Annotated in this window: 15 protein-coding genes; 11 read left to right on the top strand and 4 right to left on the bottom strand. The window is 55.9% G+C overall.

What is annotated here, in order from left to right; genetic code table 11:
• Positions 1 to 32 precede the first annotated feature (32 nt).
• The 7 genes from AC4G46_RS05675 to AC4G46_RS05705 all read left to right on the top strand — a co-directional run bounded on the left by AC4G46_RS05675 (position 33) and on the right by AC4G46_RS05705 (position 7,153).
• Complete coding sequence (locus AC4G46_RS05675; protein WP_491127068.1) at positions 33 to 914, top strand: carbohydrate ABC transporter permease; 882 nt, start codon at positions 33 to 35, stop codon at positions 912 to 914.
• Complete coding sequence (locus AC4G46_RS05680) at positions 911 to 1,729, top strand: carbohydrate ABC transporter permease (protein ID WP_491127069.1); 819 nt, start codon at positions 911 to 913, stop codon at positions 1,727 to 1,729. The genes AC4G46_RS05675 and AC4G46_RS05680 overlap by 4 nt, the downstream gene beginning before the upstream one ends.
• 627 nt (positions 1,730 to 2,356) lie before the next feature.
• A complete protein-coding gene (locus AC4G46_RS05685; RefSeq protein WP_491127070.1) occupies positions 2,357 to 3,064 on the top strand; it encodes an N-acetylmannosamine-6-phosphate 2-epimerase in 708 nt (235 codons plus the stop codon).
• Positions 3,061 to 3,960 (top strand): ROK family protein, encoded by a 900-nt coding sequence (locus tag AC4G46_RS05690; protein WP_491127071.1) that lies wholly within the window; start codon positions 3,061 to 3,063, stop codon positions 3,958 to 3,960. The genes AC4G46_RS05685 and AC4G46_RS05690 overlap by 4 nt, the downstream gene beginning before the upstream one ends.
• Before the next feature lie 258 nt (positions 3,961 to 4,218).
• A complete protein-coding gene (locus tag AC4G46_RS05695) occupies positions 4,219 to 4,917 on the top strand; it encodes a copper homeostasis protein CutC (RefSeq protein ID WP_491127072.1) in 699 nt (232 codons plus the stop codon).
• 5 nt (positions 4,918 to 4,922) lie between these two features.
• A complete protein-coding gene (locus tag AC4G46_RS05700) occupies positions 4,923 to 6,434 on the top strand; it encodes an alpha-L-fucosidase (protein ID WP_491127073.1) in 1,512 nt (503 codons plus the stop codon).
• Positions 6,435 to 6,805: 371 nt separating this feature from the next.
• Positions 6,806 to 7,153 carry a hypothetical protein gene (locus AC4G46_RS05705; RefSeq protein WP_491127074.1) on the top strand — a complete coding sequence of 116 codons (348 nt, stop codon included), beginning with the start codon at positions 6,806 to 6,808 and terminating at the stop codon, positions 7,151 to 7,153.
• A 225-nt stretch (positions 7,154 to 7,378) separates the two neighbouring features.
• On the opposite strand, the gene AC4G46_RS05710 is transcribed toward AC4G46_RS05705, so the two are convergent.
• Both AC4G46_RS05710 and AC4G46_RS05715 read right to left on the bottom strand, forming a co-directional pair.
• Positions 7,379 to 9,049, bottom strand: a complete 1,671-nt coding sequence (locus AC4G46_RS05710) for an ABC transporter substrate-binding protein (protein ID WP_491127075.1) — start codon at positions 9,047 to 9,049, stop codon at positions 7,379 to 7,381.
• Between the two features lie 138 nt (positions 9,050 to 9,187).
• Positions 9,188 to 10,213 carry an ABC transporter substrate-binding protein gene (locus AC4G46_RS05715; protein WP_491127076.1) on the bottom strand — a complete coding sequence of 342 codons (1,026 nt, stop codon included), beginning with the start codon at positions 10,211 to 10,213 and terminating at the stop codon, positions 9,188 to 9,190.
• 345 nt (positions 10,214 to 10,558) lie between these two features.
• Between AC4G46_RS05715 and AC4G46_RS05720 the strand changes: the two genes are divergently transcribed.
• The gene (locus AC4G46_RS05720) at positions 10,559 to 11,623 is read left to right on the top strand and encodes an SPFH domain-containing protein (protein WP_491127077.1); all 1,065 of its coding nucleotides are present in this window, start codon (positions 10,559 to 10,561) and stop codon (positions 11,621 to 11,623) included.
• A 262-nt stretch (positions 11,624 to 11,885) separates the two neighbouring features.
• Positions 11,886 to 13,001: a diacylglycerol kinase catalytic domain-containing protein gene (locus AC4G46_RS05725; RefSeq protein WP_491128801.1), complete on the top strand. Its 1,116-nt coding sequence runs from the start codon at positions 11,886 to 11,888 to the stop codon at positions 12,999 to 13,001.
• Between the two features lie 475 nt (positions 13,002 to 13,476).
• Here AC4G46_RS05725 and AC4G46_RS05730 read toward each other — a convergent pair whose 3' ends face one another.
• Positions 13,477 to 14,070, bottom strand: coding sequence for a hypothetical protein (locus tag AC4G46_RS05730; RefSeq protein WP_491127078.1), 594 nt, complete (start codon positions 14,068 to 14,070; stop codon positions 13,477 to 13,479).
• 197 nt (positions 14,071 to 14,267) lie between these two features.
• Between AC4G46_RS05730 and AC4G46_RS05735 the strand changes: the two genes are divergently transcribed.
• Entirely contained in the window at positions 14,268 to 15,182 is a 915-nt protein-coding gene (locus AC4G46_RS05735) for a L,D-transpeptidase family protein (RefSeq protein ID WP_491127079.1), read from the top strand.
• Positions 15,183 to 15,303: 121 nt separating this feature from the next.
• On the opposite strand, the gene AC4G46_RS05740 is transcribed toward AC4G46_RS05735, so the two are convergent.
• A complete protein-coding gene (locus tag AC4G46_RS05740; protein WP_491127080.1) occupies positions 15,304 to 16,326 on the bottom strand; it encodes an N-acetylglucosamine kinase in 1,023 nt (340 codons plus the stop codon).
• 181 nt (positions 16,327 to 16,507) lie between these two features.
• On the opposite strand from AC4G46_RS05740, the gene AC4G46_RS05745 reads away from it, so the two are divergent.
• The gene (locus tag AC4G46_RS05745; RefSeq protein WP_491127081.1) at positions 16,508 to 17,431 is read left to right on the top strand and encodes an SMI1/KNR4 family protein; all 924 of its coding nucleotides are present in this window, start codon (positions 16,508 to 16,510) and stop codon (positions 17,429 to 17,431) included.
• Positions 17,432 to 17,450 lie beyond the last annotated feature (19 nt).

The raw sequence follows: 17,450 nt of genomic DNA on the forward strand, positions 1-17,450 counted from the left end.
ACCCATTTTAGGGTGAAGGATGGAGGCGCAACATGAAATTCATGAATTTCCGTAACTATATAATGTTCATTCTACCAGCGCTTCTGATCTATCTGCTGTTTTTTGCCGGACCGATCTTCAGCGGCCTGTATTACGGGTTCACGGACTGGAACGGCTTTTCGTTCAAGGCAGATTGGGTGGGGCTGGAAAATTTCCGCGAGGCCTTCCGTGATCCGCTGCTGCTGACCGCGCTGAAAAATATGCTCATTCTCTCGGTGGTCGTTATCGTGCTTCAGCACAGCTTTTCGATTCTGCTGGCTGTACTGCTCGACCAGAAGCTTAAAGGGATTGTCTGGATGCGGGCGGTCATTTTCTTCCCGGTTATCCTGAATACGGTTGTTATCGGGTATGTGTGGAGCTACATGTACGCGCCGATGGTCGGGTTTCTGCCGAAATTTTTTGACGCGATCGGTTTACACGGACTGGCCGCCCTGGACTGGCTGGGTGACCCGAAGCTGGCGATTTATGCGATTGCGCTCGTCATGGTCTGGCAGTACACAGGCTACTCGATGATGATCTATCTGGCCGGCCTGCAATCGGTTTCGGGTGAAATCTATGAGGCTGCGAGCATTGACGGTGCCGGGCCGTGGAATAAATTCTGGCGGGTCACCCTGCCGCTGCTGATTCCTTCGATTATTGTCAACACCGTGCTGTCGGTCATCGGCTGCATGAAAATGTTTGAGCATGTGTTCATCATGACCCAGGGCGGACCGGCCAACTCGACCCAGACCTTTGGCATCATGATCTACCAGTATGCCTTCAAAACCTCGCAAATGGGCTACGGCACCGCGATGGCGATGATTCTGTCCGTGATGATTCTGGCTGTAACCTATGTACAGATTAAACTGCTCAGCCGTCTGGAGGTGGCGAATTGACAACAACCCTGCAGAAAACATCAATTTACGCTGTGCTCATTGTCGCCCTGATTATCGTGCTGGTGCCGATGGCGGTGCTGGTCTCCGTCTCGCTTCAGACCCCGTCGACGGTGAACCCGCTGAGCTTGCCCAAGGACCCGCAGTGGAGTAATTATTCGGAGGCGTTCAAGACCGGTAATCTTCTGCCCTACTTCGGTAACAGTATTCTCGTATTGGTTATGACCACCGCCGCCGCAATCGGCGTTTCGGTACTGGCCGCTTACGGCCTGCACCACGGCAAACGCTACAAATCGGATGCGATGTCGACCTTTTTCCTGATGGGCCTTATTCTGCCGGCTTTCTCCGGTACGATTCCGGCATTTCTGGTGCTGCGCCAGGTGAATCTGCTTAATACGCATATCGGGCTGTCGCTGATCCAGATTGCTTCGGGGCTGGCTCTGCCGATCTTCCTGTATGTGAATTTCTTCAAAACCGTTCCGAGCGAAATTGAAGAGGCGGCGCTGGTTGACGGCTGCGGGCCGTGGCGGACGTTTGTGCAGATTATTTTTCCGCTGACTCTGCCGATTACGGCTACCTGTGTGATTGTGGTGGCGATCAACTCGTGGAATGACTTCTTCAATCCGCTTGTCTACCTGTCTTCGCCGGAAATGCGCACGCTGCCCGTCGGCCTGATGGCCTTCAAAAGCCAATACAACACCAACTGGCCGCAGATGTTCGCCGGTGCCGCGCTGGTGGCGCTGCCGATCATAATCCTGTACCTGTTTGTACAGCGTTTTATTATTAAAGGTCTGGTCGGCGGAGCGGTTAAGGGGTAGCTGCGGAGTGGGAAAGGAGCGGAGCAGGTTAGGGCGTGCGGATTCTTCGGGATGTGCGGGAGACTCTGAAGGGATGCGGAGGATGCCTGGGGTGCCGGGAATATCAGGAATACCAAGATTACCGAGATTACCGAGATTACCGAGATTACCGAGATTACCGAGATTACCGAGATTACAGAGAATACCGGATTGGATTTAGGTGGATTTTTGCTGCTTAATTCTGCTGTTTTTCGTGGTTTGCAGGGATTAGGTGGAAAAAAGCTATCTATTCTTGAGCTTAGTATGCGTATTGCATTAAAACTGCGGATTTAAGTGTCGTTTTTCCAACTAAAGTTTTTTCAGGCGCATGTGGAGTGAAATTAGGCTGCTTTTTTCCAACTAAATTCTTTATTTCAGCTTTTCGCAGAAAAGCCCGCTACGGAAGCATAACCAGTCTGCGGATTTCGAACCGCCAGCAGCGGTATAAATGAAGAAATCTGCAGAAGAGCAGCGGCTGGAAATCCAATCATTCAAATCAATTTTATATAGTTGGATCGGTAATGTGATGGAGACTTATACGGCTTGCTCAGCAAGAAATTCAATGTACAGGGTACAACCGAATTAAATGGCTAAGGAGGTACGGGTTTAATGGACGCTGGAAAAAAGGCAGGGATTCCCCTGCACGGTCTGGTCGTTTCCTGCCAGGCGCTGGAGCATGAGCCGCTTCACGGCAGCCATCATATGGCGGCAATGGCGAGGGCGGCGAAGGAAGCGGGGGCTGTAGGCATCCGCGCTGGCGGAGCTGCTGACATTAAAGCGATCAAGGCGGAAACCGGCCTGCCGGTGATCGGGCTGGTCAAACTGCAGACCGAGGGCTGCGAAGTCTACATTACGCCAACGCTGGAGGATGCGCTGGACATCCATGCCGCCGGTGCGGATATTGTAGCCATCGACGGGACGGGCCGGCCGCGGCCGGACGGGCGTTCCCTGCAGGAGACAATTGCCGGACTGAAGCAAGCTGGGGTGGCCGTGATGGCCGATATTGCAACGTTTGAGGAAGGTGTGCAGGCGGCGGCGTGGGGGGTTGATTATATCTCAACCACACTTAGCGGCTATACCGCAGAGACTGCAGGCGCAGAGCTTCCTAACCTTGCACTGCTGGAACAGCTGGCCTCCGCGCTGCCGGTTCCGGTTGTGGCCGAAGGCGGAATCAGCCGGCCGGAGCAGGCGGCGGAGGCACTGCGCCTTGGGGCGGCCTTCGTCGTGGTCGGCTCGGCCATTACCCGCCCGCAGTGGATCGCCGGGCGGTATGTGGAGGCGCTGCGCAGCGCGGCGCCTGCCGGTGGCGAGTCGTGAGCCGCTATTACATCGGCGCCGATCTCGGGGGCACGGGCATCAAGGCTGCGCTGGTTGATGCCAATGGCGTTATTGCCGCCCGCAGCAAGGCGGCAACGCCGGTCACTGAAGGCGCGGCAGGCATCCTGCGCGCGCTGAAGGACGTCATCCGCGCCCTGCTCAGTGAAGGCGCGGATGTGGGGGGCATCGGCGTCGGCAGCGCCGGGCGGATCGACGCCGAGGAAGGGGTTGTCCGCTATGCGACGGACAATCTGCCGGGCTGGACCGGCATGCGGCTGGCGGAGGCGCTGACCGCCGAATTTGCCCTGCCGGCCGCGGTGGAGAACGATGCCAACGCTGCGGCCGTCGGCGAGGGCTGGCTCGGCGCGGCCGCCGGGCTCGGCAGCTTCGCGATGCTGACGCTGGGTACCGGCGTCGGCGGAGCGTTCCTGCACCGCGGCGTGCCGGTGTCCGGCAGCCAAGGGGCCGCCGGGGAGTTCGGCCACGCCGTACTCTATCCCGGCGGGCTGCCCTGCAACTGCGGGCAGCGCGGCTGCGCCGAGCAGTATCTGTCCGGCACGGCGCTGAGCCGCCGGGCGGCGGAGGTCGTTGCCGGCTGGGACGGACGGCGGCTGCTGGAAGCTTGTGCGGCCGGACATCCGCTGGCGGCGGGTGCGGTAGAGGCGTATCTGGATGATCTCAGCTATGCGGTGCATAACATCCAGTCCTATTTGGATCCCGCCGCCGTTATTATCGGCGGCGGGGTGGCCGACTCCCACTCCGTCTGGTGGGAGGCCTGGCAGAGCAGGCTGGCGGTGTTATCCCCGCTGTCCATCAAGGTGCTGCCGGCCAAGCTTGGGAATGAGGCCGGGATGCTCGGGGCGGCTAAGCTGATCATGGACAGGGAGCAGAGCTAGAGAGTACCGGAGTGGCGAGGAGTGCCGAAGTACTTTTGGCATAAGAGGAAGTGAAAAGAGAAAGGAAAAGGGACCAGGTATGTTGCCGATGGATAGCCAAGTTGTTCTGCGAATGGCAATGACCGGGAGGCTGTACCGGGTGTAGTATGGAAAGAAAACGGGGATTGTGCCGCAAGCCGGTTAGAACAGGCAAGGACAAACAATGAGAACCCTGGCCGGTCCGCCGGACTGACCCTGGACAAGGAGCGGATATATAAAATGCTGTTAGAGGTTATTGCCACAACGGTGAATGATGCGGTTACCGCCGAACGCCACGGTGCTGACCGGATTGAGCTGATTACGGGGATTCTAGAGGGCGGCCTGACGCCGAGCCTGGGGCTGGCTGAAGCCGTGCGGGAAGCTGTTTCCATTCCTGTGAGGGTGATGGTGCGGCCGCATGCGCGTTCCTTTTGCTATGACGCGGAGGACGCTGCCGTGATGCTGCGGGATATCCGCCATTTCCGGGCCGTCGGCGGTCTTTCGCTGGTCACAGGGATGCTCCGCGAGGACCGTTCCATAGATGAGGAGCTGCTGAAGCGGCTGCTGGATGCGGCAGACGGAATGGAAGTGACCTTTCACCGGGCGTTTGATGAAATTCCGGATCAGTTGGCGGCGCTGAACGTGCTGTGCCGCTATAGGCAGATTACGGATGTGCTGACCTCCGGCGGAAAGGCTACTGCTCCGGAGGGGGCGGAGCGGATTGCTGTCCTCCAGCGGCTGTCGCACATCCAGCGACAGCCTGCGATTCTGGCCGGCAGCGGGCTGACCGCGGAGGGGCTTAAAGATTTTCTGGAAAAAACGGCAGTAGGCAGTGTGCATTTCGGCTCTGCGGTAAGAAAGGATGGCAATCCGCTAAACCCGGTTGACCCCGGCCGGCTTGAGGCTGTCCGGCAGATTTTGAATTTCTGGAAGAGGTGAGCTGCTTGTCTAAATCAACGCTACATGAACTGCGTAAAGCCAAAAAGCTGGAGATCGGCGCTGCTATAGAAAACGGCCCGTTCCGGGCGGAGTGGAATTCGCTGGATGCCTATTCGGTTCCGCGCTGGTATGAGGATGCGAAGTTCGGCATTTTCATCCATTGGGGTGTCTATTCTGTGCCTGCCTTCGGGACGGAATGGTACGCCCGTAACATGTACAGGGAAGGGACTGAGGTGTACGAGCACCACCTTGCTACTTACGGTTCACCTGATACTTTTGGCTATAAGGATTTCATTCCGCAGTTCACAGCGGAGAAATTCAATGCCGAGGAATGGGCGGCTTTGTTCAAGCGGGCAGGTGCCGCGTTTGTTGTTCCGGTGGCTGAGCATCATGACGGCTTCGCGATGTATGACTGTCCTTACTCCGAGTGGACCGCTGCCAAAATGGGACCGAAGCGCGATATCATCGGAGAACTTGCGGCGGCGGTACGCCGGCATTATATGATCTTTGGCGTATCCAGCCACCGGGCAGAGAACTGGTGGTATTACAACGGCGGGCGCGATATTCCGTCCGATGTACAGGACCCGGCATATGCAGAGCTCTACGGTCCGGCACAGCCTACCTACGGCGATCCGGCTTATCCGCTGCCGATCCTGCCGCCGAATGAGGAGTTTCTCGACGACTGGCTGGTGCGCACCTGTGATCTGATTGACCGCTACGGCCCGCAGCTGCTCTACTTTGACTGGTGGATCGAGCAGCCGGTCTTTAAGCCTTATCTGCAAAAGCTGGCTGCATACTATTACAACAGGGCTGCGGAATGGGGGCAGGGAGCGGTCATCAACTATAAATTTGATGCTTTTGCCGAGGGGACTGCCGTCTATGATATGGAGCGCGGCCAGCTGGCCGACATCAATCCGGAGGTTTGGCAGACCTGCACCTCGGTGGGTGAGACAGCCTGGTGTCATATTGCCGACCATAAGTATAAAACCTCGGGAGCCATCCTTGGTGACCTGGTCGATATTGTCAGCAAAAACGGCGTCATGCTGCTCAATGTCGGCCCCCGCGCGGACGGCACAATTCCGGAGGAGGAGCAGGTGCTGCTGCGCGAAGTGGGCGACTGGCTGGCCGTTAACGGCGAGGCCATTTACGGTACCCGGCCGTGGAAGGTGTACGGCGAGGGGCCGACACAAATCGTCAGTGGCACCTTTAATGATACGAAGCGCAGCCCGTTCACCGCGCAGGATGTGCGCTTCACGGCCAGAGGCGACAAGCTGCTGTATGCTTCCATCATGGGCTGGCCGGAGGGTGGAACAGCTGTCGTCGAGACGCTGGGCAGCGGCTGCAAGCTGCTGGCCGGTGAGCTCGGCAAGGTGGAGCTGCTCGGCTGGAAGGAGCCGCTGGAATGGAGCCGCGAAGTAAAGGGGCTGACGGTGAAGCTGCCTGATGCTGCTGCTGTCCGGGGGCAGGGAATTGTTGTGCTGAGGATCGAATACAGCGCTTCGGAGCTGGCGAGATAGAATGATTGTGCACAAGCGCCTGTGCGCAGGGAGGAAGCGGTGCGAGGCGGAAATGAGAGGCAAAAATACCTCTGAAATCGCCGAAAGTTAGCCTATGGCATGAATCAGAGGCAAAAATGCCTCTGAATGTGCCGAAAGCCAGCCTATGGCGTAAATGAGAGGCAAAAATACCTCTGAAATCGCCGAAAGTTAGCCTATGGCATGAATTAGAGGCAAAAATGCCTCTGAATGTGCCGAAAGCCAGCCTATGGCGTAAATCAGAGGCATAAATGCCTCTGAATGTGCCGAAAGCTGGCCTATGGCGTAAATCAGAGGCAAAAATGCCTCTGAATGCGCCGGAAGCTGGCCTGAGGCCTAAATAAGAGGCAAAAATGCCTCTGAATGTGCCGGAAGCCGGCCAATGGCGTAAATCAGAGGCAAAAATGCCTCTGAAATCGCCGAAAGTTGGCCAATGGCGTAAATCAGAGGCAAAAATGCCTCTGAATGCGCCGAAAGCCGGCCTATGGCGTAAATCAGAGGCAAAAATGCCTCTGAATGTGCCGAAAGCCGGCCAATGGCGTAAATCAGAGGCAAAAATGCCTCTGAATGCGCCGAAAGCCGGCCAATGGCGTAAATCAGAGGCAAAAATGCCTCTGAATGTGCCGAAAGCCGGCCAATGCCGTAAATCAGAGGCAAAAATGCCTCTGAATGTGCCGAAAGCCGGCCTATGGCGGAAATGAGAGGCAAAAATGCCTCTGAATGTGCCGAAAGCCGGCCAATGCCGTAAATCAGAGGCAAAAATGCCTCTGAATGCGCCGGAAGCTGGCCTGAGGCCTAAATAAGAGGCAAAAGTGCCTCTGAACGCGCTGCAAGCCGAGTCCAACCAACGGTAAAAATCCCGTTGTTGCCGGACCCTCGCGCAGCTGCAATAAGGCCCCGCCATCCAAGTGGCGGGGCCTTACCTTTTACTGGGCGGCGCCGTGCCCGCCCAGCACCTTCGGCAGCAGCGTAAGCAGCCGCTCGCGTGTGAGCGCGTCGCTGAAGTTCCATTTGCTGCTGTCCAGCAAATAGGCATGGCCCTGCTGCACGGCCGGCAGGCTGCGCCAGGCCGGGCTTTCGAGCAGCGCATCCATCGCTGCGCGGGAGTCTTCACGCTCCGGAACGAGCATGAAGACGCGGTCTCCCGCGTAGGCATGCAGCCGCTGCGGATCGACCTCGGCGAAGCCGAGCTCGGCGTCCAGCGCCTCCTGAATCTCCACAGTCGGCCGCAGGCCGCCCGGAGCATAGAGCGCACTGGACAGCCCGCTCAGCCCCATGGCATAGAGATGATTGCCATGGTCGAAGATCAGCGCCGAGGCGGTTTCGCCGGGCGAGAGCACGCCGCTGCCGTACAGCCGCTGCCACATGGCGGCGTTCCTGTCCGCGAAGCCGGCAAGCCAGGCTTCGGCTTCGCGCTGCTTGCCCAGCCAGCCGCCCAGTGTGCGCATGCGGTGCTCCAGCGGGGCGAACGAATCGAAGGTGAGGGCGGGGGCGATACCGGAGACCCGCTTGTACACCTTCTCATCGGAGTTGGCGATGATGATCAGGTCCGGGCGGAGTGAGGCCGTAAGCTGCGGATTCAGCGGGAATCCGACGTTGGCCAGACTTTTCAGCCGGTGCTTATAGACGCTGTTCCGGGCAAATTCCTCGTCGCCGCCGACCGGCTTCACGCCGAGCGCCAGCAGGTCACCGATCGTCTCGCCGTGGTAGATGACCCGTCTGGGCCGTTCTGGAATGTCCACGGTATGGCCGGTCCAATCCTGAACAGTGACCTTCCCGCGCTGCGTCATAGCATATTGGCCGGGTGTAACTCCGGTAATCTGGCGGAAGCGGCGGCTGAAATAATATTCGTCGGAAAATCCGGTCAGCCGGGCGATTTCACGCAGCGGCTCTGCCGACTCCAGCAGCAGCTGCTGGGATCGGCTGATGCGCAGCCCGGTTAGATATTCGAGCGGCTTTTGGCCGGTAAGCTTTTGAAAGAGCGGTGTATACTGCCATAGCGACACTCCGGCCTGCTCAGCCAGCTGTTTGACTGTGATGCTCTCCATATAGTGCTCCTGCATATACCGGATGGTTCCTTCCACGGACTCGGCTGGGCTCGGCGCCTCATCGGAAGGGTAATTATGCTCCAGCAGCAGGAGCAGGAGCTCCTGAAATTTCAGCTGCTGCCTGTACAGCCGGACTTCACTGCGGTTATCCGGACCTGCCGTCAGTTCTTCGGCGAGGCGGATGACCCGGGTGAACGGATGAACAAGCAGCTCTTGTCTGCCCGGCAGCAGCTCCTGCGTATAAAGCACGGGCCGGCCGTCAGTCTGGTAGATATTAAAGGAGAGCTGATAATAGTACAGCGTCGTTTCCGGATTAGCTGCTGTATATGTGGTTCCGGGAGACAGAAGAAAACACTTGTCTGCACTCAGATCAACGCTTCCGCCCGGTAGCGTAAGCTCGCCGCTGCCTCCGGTACAGATAAGCAGGAGATGAGTCTGAGCTGTCTGCGGCTCTGTGCAGGACAAGGCCGGCTGGACGGCCAGCATCGCATCTGTAAGCTGAAACAGTAACGAATGCAGCAGGGCGGGCGGCGTGGATGATAGCAGCATGGACAGGCCTCCCTTATGTTAGTGAGAATGATTATCAAATAAATTCATTGTATCCAAAACAAAGAAGCTTATCAACGGATGTTGATAAGCTTTTTGCATTCGGAAGGCCGGGAAGAGACCGGCCCGAATAGGATTCGTTTATTTTCCGCCCATCAGACGCGGCAATTCTGTAAGCAGCCACTCTCTGGTCGAGGCGTCGGCAGAGGTTTTCATGATGTCCTGTGTGTAGACGTAGCCGTTTTTGACAGCAGGGAGGCTCTTCCAGATCTCGCTCTGTATCATTGCATCGGTGGATTGCTTGGCTTCATCAGCTACAGGAGTCAGGATAAAAATCCGGTCGCCCGCATACTGGCTGATGACCTCCATTGAGATTTCCAGGAAGCCGGTGCCTTCATCCAGCAGAGTCTGTATAGGTGCCGGAGCCTTGAAGCCGCCCTCGCCGTAGAGCACCTGCGACAGCCCGGTCGCAGCCATGACGAACAGCCGGTCACCCGGATAATAGGTGAAGACGGAGGCAGTTTCGCCTTCCTTCACGCCGGCAGCCTTCAACTGCTCCCACATGGCGGTTTCACTGGTTTTGTACTGCGCCAGCCAGCTTTCCGCCTCCTGCTTTTTACCCAGCAGCACGCCGAGCTCGGTCATCCGTTCCTCCAGCGGGGCGAAGGTGTTGAAAATAACCGTCGGCGCGATTTTGGACAAGGCCTCAAAGTCTGCTTCATCCGTTCCGGCATAGATGATCAGGTCAGGCTGAAGCTCCAGTGTTTTTTCCAGATTGATCGGGAAGCCGACATCTTCCACTCCCGCAAGCTTTTCCTCAAAAATCTGCCCTTCCCCCATAGACAGCGGGTAACCGACGGCCTGTACGCCCAGCGCAACCAGATCGCCGTAGGTTTCTCCTGAATAAATAATGCGCTGAGGTGTTACCGGAATCTCGACTGTGTGGCCTATGTAATCTGTATAGGACTGTGTCCCGGCTGCTGCTGCGGTGCCGGCGTCTGCGGAAGCCTCCGGAGATGGTGCTGCACTGGCAGTGGTATTGCTTGCTGTATCTGCGGCGTTGCCAGTTTCTGTCTGTGCGTTGTTGTTTCCGCAGGCAAGCAGAAGTGCGCTCATCAGGAAGATGACGCATAGAACGGCTAAGGGTTGTCTTGCTTTTTTCAACATAAAAGTACCTCCCCGATGAATTACGATCTTTTTTACTGAGAATCATTCTCGCTTGCACCATCATAAAATAAAGCTTTCTGCGGCTCAATGGACAAACTCCGGCAGCAGAATTGGTTTTGTACAAAACAGGCCGGAACAGGTGTGAACATAGAGCGCAGTATTTTAAAAGGGTATTCGGACCACACCGTATGCAGGTTGTCAGCTGATCATAATATTGTAGCGAATGTGCCGGGAGGGAATTTTATTTTTGAAAAGATGTTATTAACTTATTGATAATATCAGTTGAATGTGATAAAGTGTTGTTAATAACAAAATGTTAATAACACTTTTCGGGAGGTAATGACCATGTTCGGATTCAAATTCGTGAAATTTCAGCCCAGCGAGTACGTGCTCAAGGTGAAGAACGGCAAAGTGGTGCGTGAGGGAGTGGGGCTTTCTTTTTACTATTATGTGCCTACGACTTCCGTCATTGTGGTGCCTGTCTCCTCGATTGATGTCCCGTTCATGTTCGAAGAGATCACAGCTGATTATCAGACGGTAACGGTGCAGGGACAGCTGACCTACCGGATTGTCGACTACAGTAAAACAACGCAGATCCTTAACTACACCTATAATTTGAAAAAAAACACCTATCTGTCCGATGATCCCGGCAAGCTGGCCCAGCGGGTGATTAATATTGCCAAGGTTTTGACTAAAAAACAGCTGGAGCAGCTGCCGCTGCGCCAGGCGATCCAGTCGAGCGAACGGCTGGCCAAGACGATCACCCAGGAGATTGAGCGGAACGCGGAGATTGAGAAGCTGGGCATTGAGCTGATGGGGCTGTCCATTCTGGCCATTGTGCCGAACAAAGAAACGCTTCGTGCGCTGGAGGCACAGGCCCGGGAGGAGATTCTCCGCAGTGCCGACAACGCGCTCTATGAACGCCGCAATGCGTCGATTGAGCAGGAACGCCGGGTGAAGGAAAACGAGCTGAATACCGAGATTGCTGTGGAGACGAAAAAGAAGCAGATCCGCCAGACCCAGCTGGATTCCGAGCGCTTCGTAAAGCAGAAGCAGAATGAGATGAAAGAGGAGCAGCTCAGCTTCGATACGGCGCTGGAAGAGAAGAAGCAGGAGCTTATTGGTTTGACAGTCGCCAACCAGAAGGCAGAGGCAGATGCCAAAGCCTACGAGCTGTCTGCGGTGATGAATTCGCTGCAGGGCGTATCGCCGAATGTGCTGCAGGCGCTCACCAATGTCGGCATGAAGCCGGATAAGCTGATCGCCATCGCCTTCCAGGAGCTGGCGGAGAATGCCGGCAAGATCGGGCAGCTGAACATAACGCCGGATCTGCTGCAGGGAATTATGGCCGGATCGCCGGGCGGCGCAGGCAGCGGTGCAGGTGCGGCTAGAGGAGCGGGAGGACGATGAGAGGCAGGGAAGATATAGAGGACGGGGCAGGAAGATAGTTACAGTGAGCGGGTAAAGTCAGAGAAGCGGGTGGACGGTGGGGAAAGCATGTGTAGTGATACTGGCGAATGATGAGTGACGTGCGGTGTGGTGAGGTGATACAGGCGAATGATGAGTGACGGGCAGCGTGGTGATACTGGCGGACAATGAGTAACGGACAGGTGTAGGTGATATTAAAAGTTGGTGCGCGTCGGTTAGATGCATAGAGAGGAGTTGGACGATGATGAGCAGCGGGGTACGGATGTCGGAGAACAAAATCGTGCTGGTCAAGCGCAAGACCCGGCTTGAGGAGCTGGTCGTCCGCTATAACACGGTCCAGCAGGCCGAGTTCTATATTGAGCGACTGGGCGCAGACTTCAGTGATTATATAAGCGAGGATCTTACGTACCGCAAGGCGGTGGAGACGGCGGTTATCGAACTGAGTGCACTGGGCCGGGTGCAGGTGCTGGAACGGCAGCATGTGCCGAATTTTATTTTTGGCGATGAGGACACGGTAGTCGTTCTGGGACAGGACGGTCTGGTGGCCAATACGCTGAAATATTTGCAGGAGCAGCCGCTGATCGGAGTGAATCCCGATCCGCAGCGCTGGGACGGTGTGCTGCTGCCGTTCACCGTCAACGACCTGCGGCTGCTGCTGCCGGAGGTCTTCCGCAGCCGCCGGCAGGTGCGTGAAGTGACATTGGCCAAGGCCGAGCTGAACGACGGCCAGAGCCTGTACGGCGTGAACGACCTGTTCATCGGCCGCAGGACGCATGTATCGGCGCGCTACCTGCTGCAGTACGGCGGAACCGCCGAGCAGCAATCCTCCAGCGGCATCATCGTGTCCACCGGCCTGGGCTCTACAGGCTGGCTGCGCAGCGTGCTCGCCGGGGCGGCGGGTATTACCCGCAGCGCCGCCGGGCTGGGGCTGGCCGCCCGGGGAGCAGCGGGCGGTATTGCTGCAGCGGCTGGAAGGCCTGGCGGCGGTGAGCGGCAGGGGCATGGGCAGGGGCAGGCCGCAGGTGCGAAAGCCGGTGAGACTGCTGCAGCGGCGGGAGTGTCCCGTGACAGCGGCAGGCAAGGTCAAGCTTCTGCAGCTGAAGCCGGCATGGCGAGCCGGCTGGCCTGGGATGACCCTAACCTGTATTTTACGGTTAGGGAGCCCTTTCCGAGCCGGACCACTTCCGCCGGCGTAGTGTTTGGCCGGGTCGGCAGGGATGAGCCGCTGCGGATCACCTCACAGATGCCGGAGGATGGCGTCATCTTCAGTGATGGCGTGGAGAGTGACTTCCTGGAGTTCAACTCCGGCGTAGAAGCGGTAATCAGCCTGGCAGAGAAACGGGGACGGCTGGTGGTCTGAGCGCATAGCTTGGTTAGTCACAGAGCAATTCCCTTGACAGCGGAAAAATTGGTCCTCAAGGTAGGCATAAAGGGAAAAATCCCATTAATGGCACCAACAGTAGGCTGAAAGTGCCAGAATAAAGGGAAAAATCCCATTAATGGCATCACTTGCAGCCTGAAAGTGCCGGAATAAAGGGAAAAATCCCATTAATGGCACCAACAGTAGGCTGAAAGTGCCAGAATAAAGGGAAAAATCCCATTAATGGCACCATCAGCGGCCTAAAAGTGCCAAATCAAAGGGAATAATCCCTTTGATTAGCCACATCCATTCCTTTGATTTGGTCCACTGCGCAAGGAGCGCCGGCCCAGGCATTACGGACATCTCAGAAACATCCGAGGCCCGAAATTTCCCCGGAACAGGTGCAGAACATCAAAAAAATGCTCCCGGACATTACGCCGGGAGCATTTTTTAAACCTACCGCACCCCAATTTGCTTATTGGAAGCTGCGGCCCTGGTTCATGGATGATCCGTAACTCTGGTTCTGGCTGCCCATGGAGCCGATTGCGCCAAGGGTTCCGATCCGGCCGATCGAACCTGATGGGCTCATTGTGCTTCCTGAGCTGATGTGCGACGGAATAGAATGCATTGAAGCATCAGCCTGAGTATGCTGCATGTGCATAGGCTGTTGATTCATAGACGAGCTGTAGGAAGGAGTGTATCCCTGAGCTCCTGTATTGTAGCTGGCGGCTCCGGTATTAAAGTGCGGGAGCCCGGTATTATAGCCTGAATTTGTATTATAGCTTGGGCTTGTATTGTAGCCGACTGTTTGTGCACTCTGCTCCAGTTGTCTCAAGGTTTGAGTAACCTGCTGCAGCTGCTGGACAACGGTACTGTGACCCTGCAGCGCCTGCTGGATAACCTGGCTCGCTTTGTGCTCGCGCTGAGCCAGTTCCTCCAGTTTGGCCGCGTTTTGCTGCTCCTGCTGGAGAAGCTGCTGGTAGTTTTGGCTGGCCTGCTGGGTCTGGGCGACAAGCTGCTGGATAATCGTTTCACACTGGTTGATCTGGCTGGAGAGATTCGGATTCAAAGTCATTGCCTCCTTGGCAGTTTCGGTTTGGTAATGCAGGCTTATTATCTCTGGAGGCCAAGGTGAATATTCATGAACATTATTGAGCGGACAGGCAGGATCAAATAGGTACAGGCTGCACTGCAACTTATCCGGGTTAACACCGTCTATGTATAAAGAGTTTTCCAGAATAACCCATAATGTGGAGGTGGGGCAACATGAAAGGGCAAAAAGCTGCCGGACTTAACAGAAGCAGAAGGCTGCCGGGTATCAAGCTGCCGCTGGTATTTTTACTGTTGTTTACGGCCTGTTTTCCCGGATTGGCATCAGCTGCTGCAGGTTCGGCAACGTCCTCAGAGCTGATCGTCGTCAACAAAAAAACGAACACTCTGGGCTTTTTTAGCGGCGGAAAGCTGGAAAAGGTATTTCCGGTCGCAACAGGCAAAACGAAGAATCTGACCCCGGAGGGAACGTTCCGGATCGTGCTAAAAGCCAAGAACAGGCCTTATTATAAGGAGAATATTCCCGGCGGCGATCCGGCTAATCCGCTCGGCGACCGCTGGCTGGGGCTCGAAGTGAACGGTACGTATGGTACCACCTATGCCATTCACGGCAATAACAATGAATCTTCGATCGGCAAATATGTCAGCGCAGGCTGCATCCGGATGCATAACGACGACATCCACTGGTTATATCCGAAGGTGGCCAAGAACACAACGGTCATCATTACAACCTCCAGCCTCGATCTCAAAAGCATTGCCGCAAAACATGGATATTCCGTCGGCCCGACTAAACTGGCAGGCGCTTTTATCGTGGATGGAGAGACGGTAAAGGTAAAGGAATCCTTTGTGCTGGAGAATTCGCGGGTCTATATTCCTCTGCGGGAGTCGGTCGCACTTCTTGGGGGGAGTCTGAAGCAGGAGCCGGGTACCGGCTCGCTGATTATTACAATAGGCAGTTACACAGCAGTCCATAAGCCGCTAAGCAGCACGGCTAAGGTAAATGGCGAGGAGATAGACATCCTGGCGTCCCAAAACGTAAACGGCCGTCTCTATATTCCGCTCAGCAGCCTGACTCCGCTGTTCGGTTTATCCTTCACGTGGAACGCCAAGGAGGGGACAGTGAAGCTGTAAGAGCAGTAGCAGTGTTCGCAGGACCCGCTGGACTTTGAATGAATGATATTTAGTTGTTTTAGTAAAAACGCCGCGTCTTTCGGAATCTATCCGGAAAGAAAGCGGCGTTTTTCAATTGGCTTTATAATTCCGCTGGATCAGGCGGAGCTTCGTGTTCAAGCGCCTGCCGGAGCAGCAGGCCGCTGGGCTGCAGACGGCGGATGACCCCGGCTGTAACCGGCAGTCCGGCTTGCTCCAATGCATAGAGCACAGCTCCCGCCGCCGGAGGAAGCTGCGGAGTTACAACCGTATATTGCTTGTTCGATGCATTTTTCAGCTCCTCACGCAGCTTTTCCTGAAAATAGCGGCTGCCTGCTACACTTCCGATAAAAGCAACCGGTACATGATGCTGCTTGAAAGAAGCGCCCAGCAGTTCAATGCCGGTCTTTATTTGCTTAACCGCCCGGCTGCAGACCCGGATTGCGGCAGCGCTTCCGAGTGCTGCCTCTTCAGTGACTGCCGGTGCGAACCGGCCGAAGCGCCGGTCCCTTGCCTTGCGGTCAGCATCGAATCCGCCGGATGCCAAATGATAAAGCTCAGCGACAGTAGCCGTGTTCCAATGCCTCAGCATTCTGGCAACAAGCCGTTCATCGCTGGCATCGGCATGACCGGCCAGTACCTCAAAAACCGCCTCATAGCCAAGCAGCCGGGCAGCACTGGCTGCGTAATGATGAAAATCATAATTGCGCAGATACCGTCCCTCTTCATTGATTGCGATCAGAATCGAGCCGGTGCCTGCAATGGCAATAATGCCGGGCCGGGCAAGATGAGCCCCGTAATGGGCGATAAGGGCATCATTCACATGCCATTTGGGACAGGTTAAACCCGGAACCGCGGTAAGTGGAGTAATCCACTCCAGATCCTCCGGCGCATCATAGCCGGCAATACCGGCGGCGAGTCCGGCAACCCGGCCGGCCTCAATCCCGCCTTTGTTCATTACGTCCTCTATAGCTGACTGTACATTCATTTGAACAGAAGAGTCCCTGTAAATTGAAGCGCTTCCTTTAATACTGTGGGCAAGTATGTTTCCCTGGATATCTGCGGCAATGACCCAGGTATGTGTCCCTCCGCCATCTATTCCGATTACAACATCCTTCTGCTGCACTGCGGACATCCTCTCATTCTTTTTTTAGAACCAGCATACTATATTTAGCTGCAAAATAAAGGTGCCAACTGCGCAAATTATGACTGTATCACTCCTGTGATGCCCTTGGTGGAGAAGAGCCCTGCAGAAATGGTATAATTTTCACCAGTATATGCGTTATGAAACTGGGAGGCCTGAAACGATGAGCGAGCAGCTTGTGGAACAGTTGGAATTATGGCACGAAGAAGACGAGATTCAGGAAATTGTGGATGCGGTGATGGATATCCCCGAGGAGGACAGGGATTATATACTGGTCAGCCATCTGGGCAGGGCACTGCTTAACCTTGAACGCTACGAAGAGGCATTGGAGCAGCTGATGTCCGTTGAGGAGGAAGGCGAAGATGATCCGCTCTGGCATTACCGTGTCGGGTTTTCTTATTACTATCTGAAGCAGTATGACAAGGCTGTAAGCGCATTTGAAACGGCCGACCGTCTTGATCCTGAAGACGAGGATACACTGGAGTTTCTGGCACTTAGCCGGCGCAAAGCTGCTAAGAAAGCAGCCAAAGCAGCCGCAGCAGAAGCATCCGCCAAAAAAACGACCGGCTTGCGTCCCCTCCCGAAGTTCGATGGTGCCAATTTCTGGGCGGACAGCACAGAAGAGCAGGAGGACTATGTGTCTGAGCCGCTAACGGACGGGCTGATTGAATCGGTGGAAGAGCAGCTGGTCTTCAAGCTGCCGACCTTCTACATTGCCATGATGAAGCAGCAGAACGGCGGTATTCCCCGTAATACCAAATATCCGCTGGGCAACCAGGCTGCTGAAGCGGGCAAGGATCACATTGAGATCTCCGGCATCCGTGGCATCGGCCGGACCAAGAAATACTCCCTTTGCGGTGAGCAGGGCAGCCTGGCTGTCATTGATAAATGGAACTATCCTGAATTCGGCGTGGTCATATGCGATGCGCCGTCGGCCGATCAGGGGGTTGTAATGCTGGATTACCGGCCTGCCGGCAATGACGGGGAGCCGGAAGTGGTATTTGTTGATCTGGCGAATAACCGTAAGGTTACCTTTTTGGCCAAGAATGTGGAGACCTTCATCCGCGGCCTGGTGAGCGCAGAATAGCCTGTAGTTGTTGTTGAGT

It is taken from the genome of Paenibacillus sp. fava2 (genome assembly GCF_058313675.1).

What these genes read in the sequence shown, in the direction of transcription:
- AC4G46_RS05675 (WP_491127068.1), top strand. Translation starts at nt 33, where the DNA reads ATGAAATTCATGAATTTCCGTAACTATATAATGTTCATTCTACCAGCG.
- AC4G46_RS05685 (WP_491127070.1), top strand. Translation starts at nt 2,357, where the DNA reads ATGGACGCTGGAAAAAAGGCAGGGATTCCCCTGCACGGTCTGGTCGTT.
- AC4G46_RS05695 (WP_491127072.1), top strand. Translation starts at nt 4,219, where the DNA reads ATGCTGTTAGAGGTTATTGCCACAACGGTGAATGATGCGGTTACCGCC.
- AC4G46_RS05705 (WP_491127074.1), top strand. Translation starts at nt 6,806, where the DNA reads ATGCCTCTGAATGTGCCGGAAGCCGGCCAATGGCGTAAATCAGAGGCA.
- AC4G46_RS05710 (WP_491127075.1), bottom strand. Translation starts at nt 9,049, where the DNA reads ATGCTGCTATCATCCACGCCGCCCGCCCTGCTGCATTCGTTACTGTTT.
- AC4G46_RS05715 (WP_491127076.1), bottom strand. Translation starts at nt 10,213, where the DNA reads ATGTTGAAAAAAGCAAGACAACCCTTAGCCGTTCTATGCGTCATCTTC.
- AC4G46_RS05720 (WP_491127077.1), top strand. Translation starts at nt 10,559, where the DNA reads ATGTTCGGATTCAAATTCGTGAAATTTCAGCCCAGCGAGTACGTGCTC.
- AC4G46_RS05725 (WP_491128801.1), top strand. Translation starts at nt 11,886, where the DNA reads ATGAGCAGCGGGGTACGGATGTCGGAGAACAAAATCGTGCTGGTCAAG.
- AC4G46_RS05735 (WP_491127079.1), top strand. Translation starts at nt 14,268, where the DNA reads ATGAAAGGGCAAAAAGCTGCCGGACTTAACAGAAGCAGAAGGCTGCCG.
- AC4G46_RS05745 (WP_491127081.1), top strand. Translation starts at nt 16,508, where the DNA reads ATGAGCGAGCAGCTTGTGGAACAGTTGGAATTATGGCACGAAGAAGAC.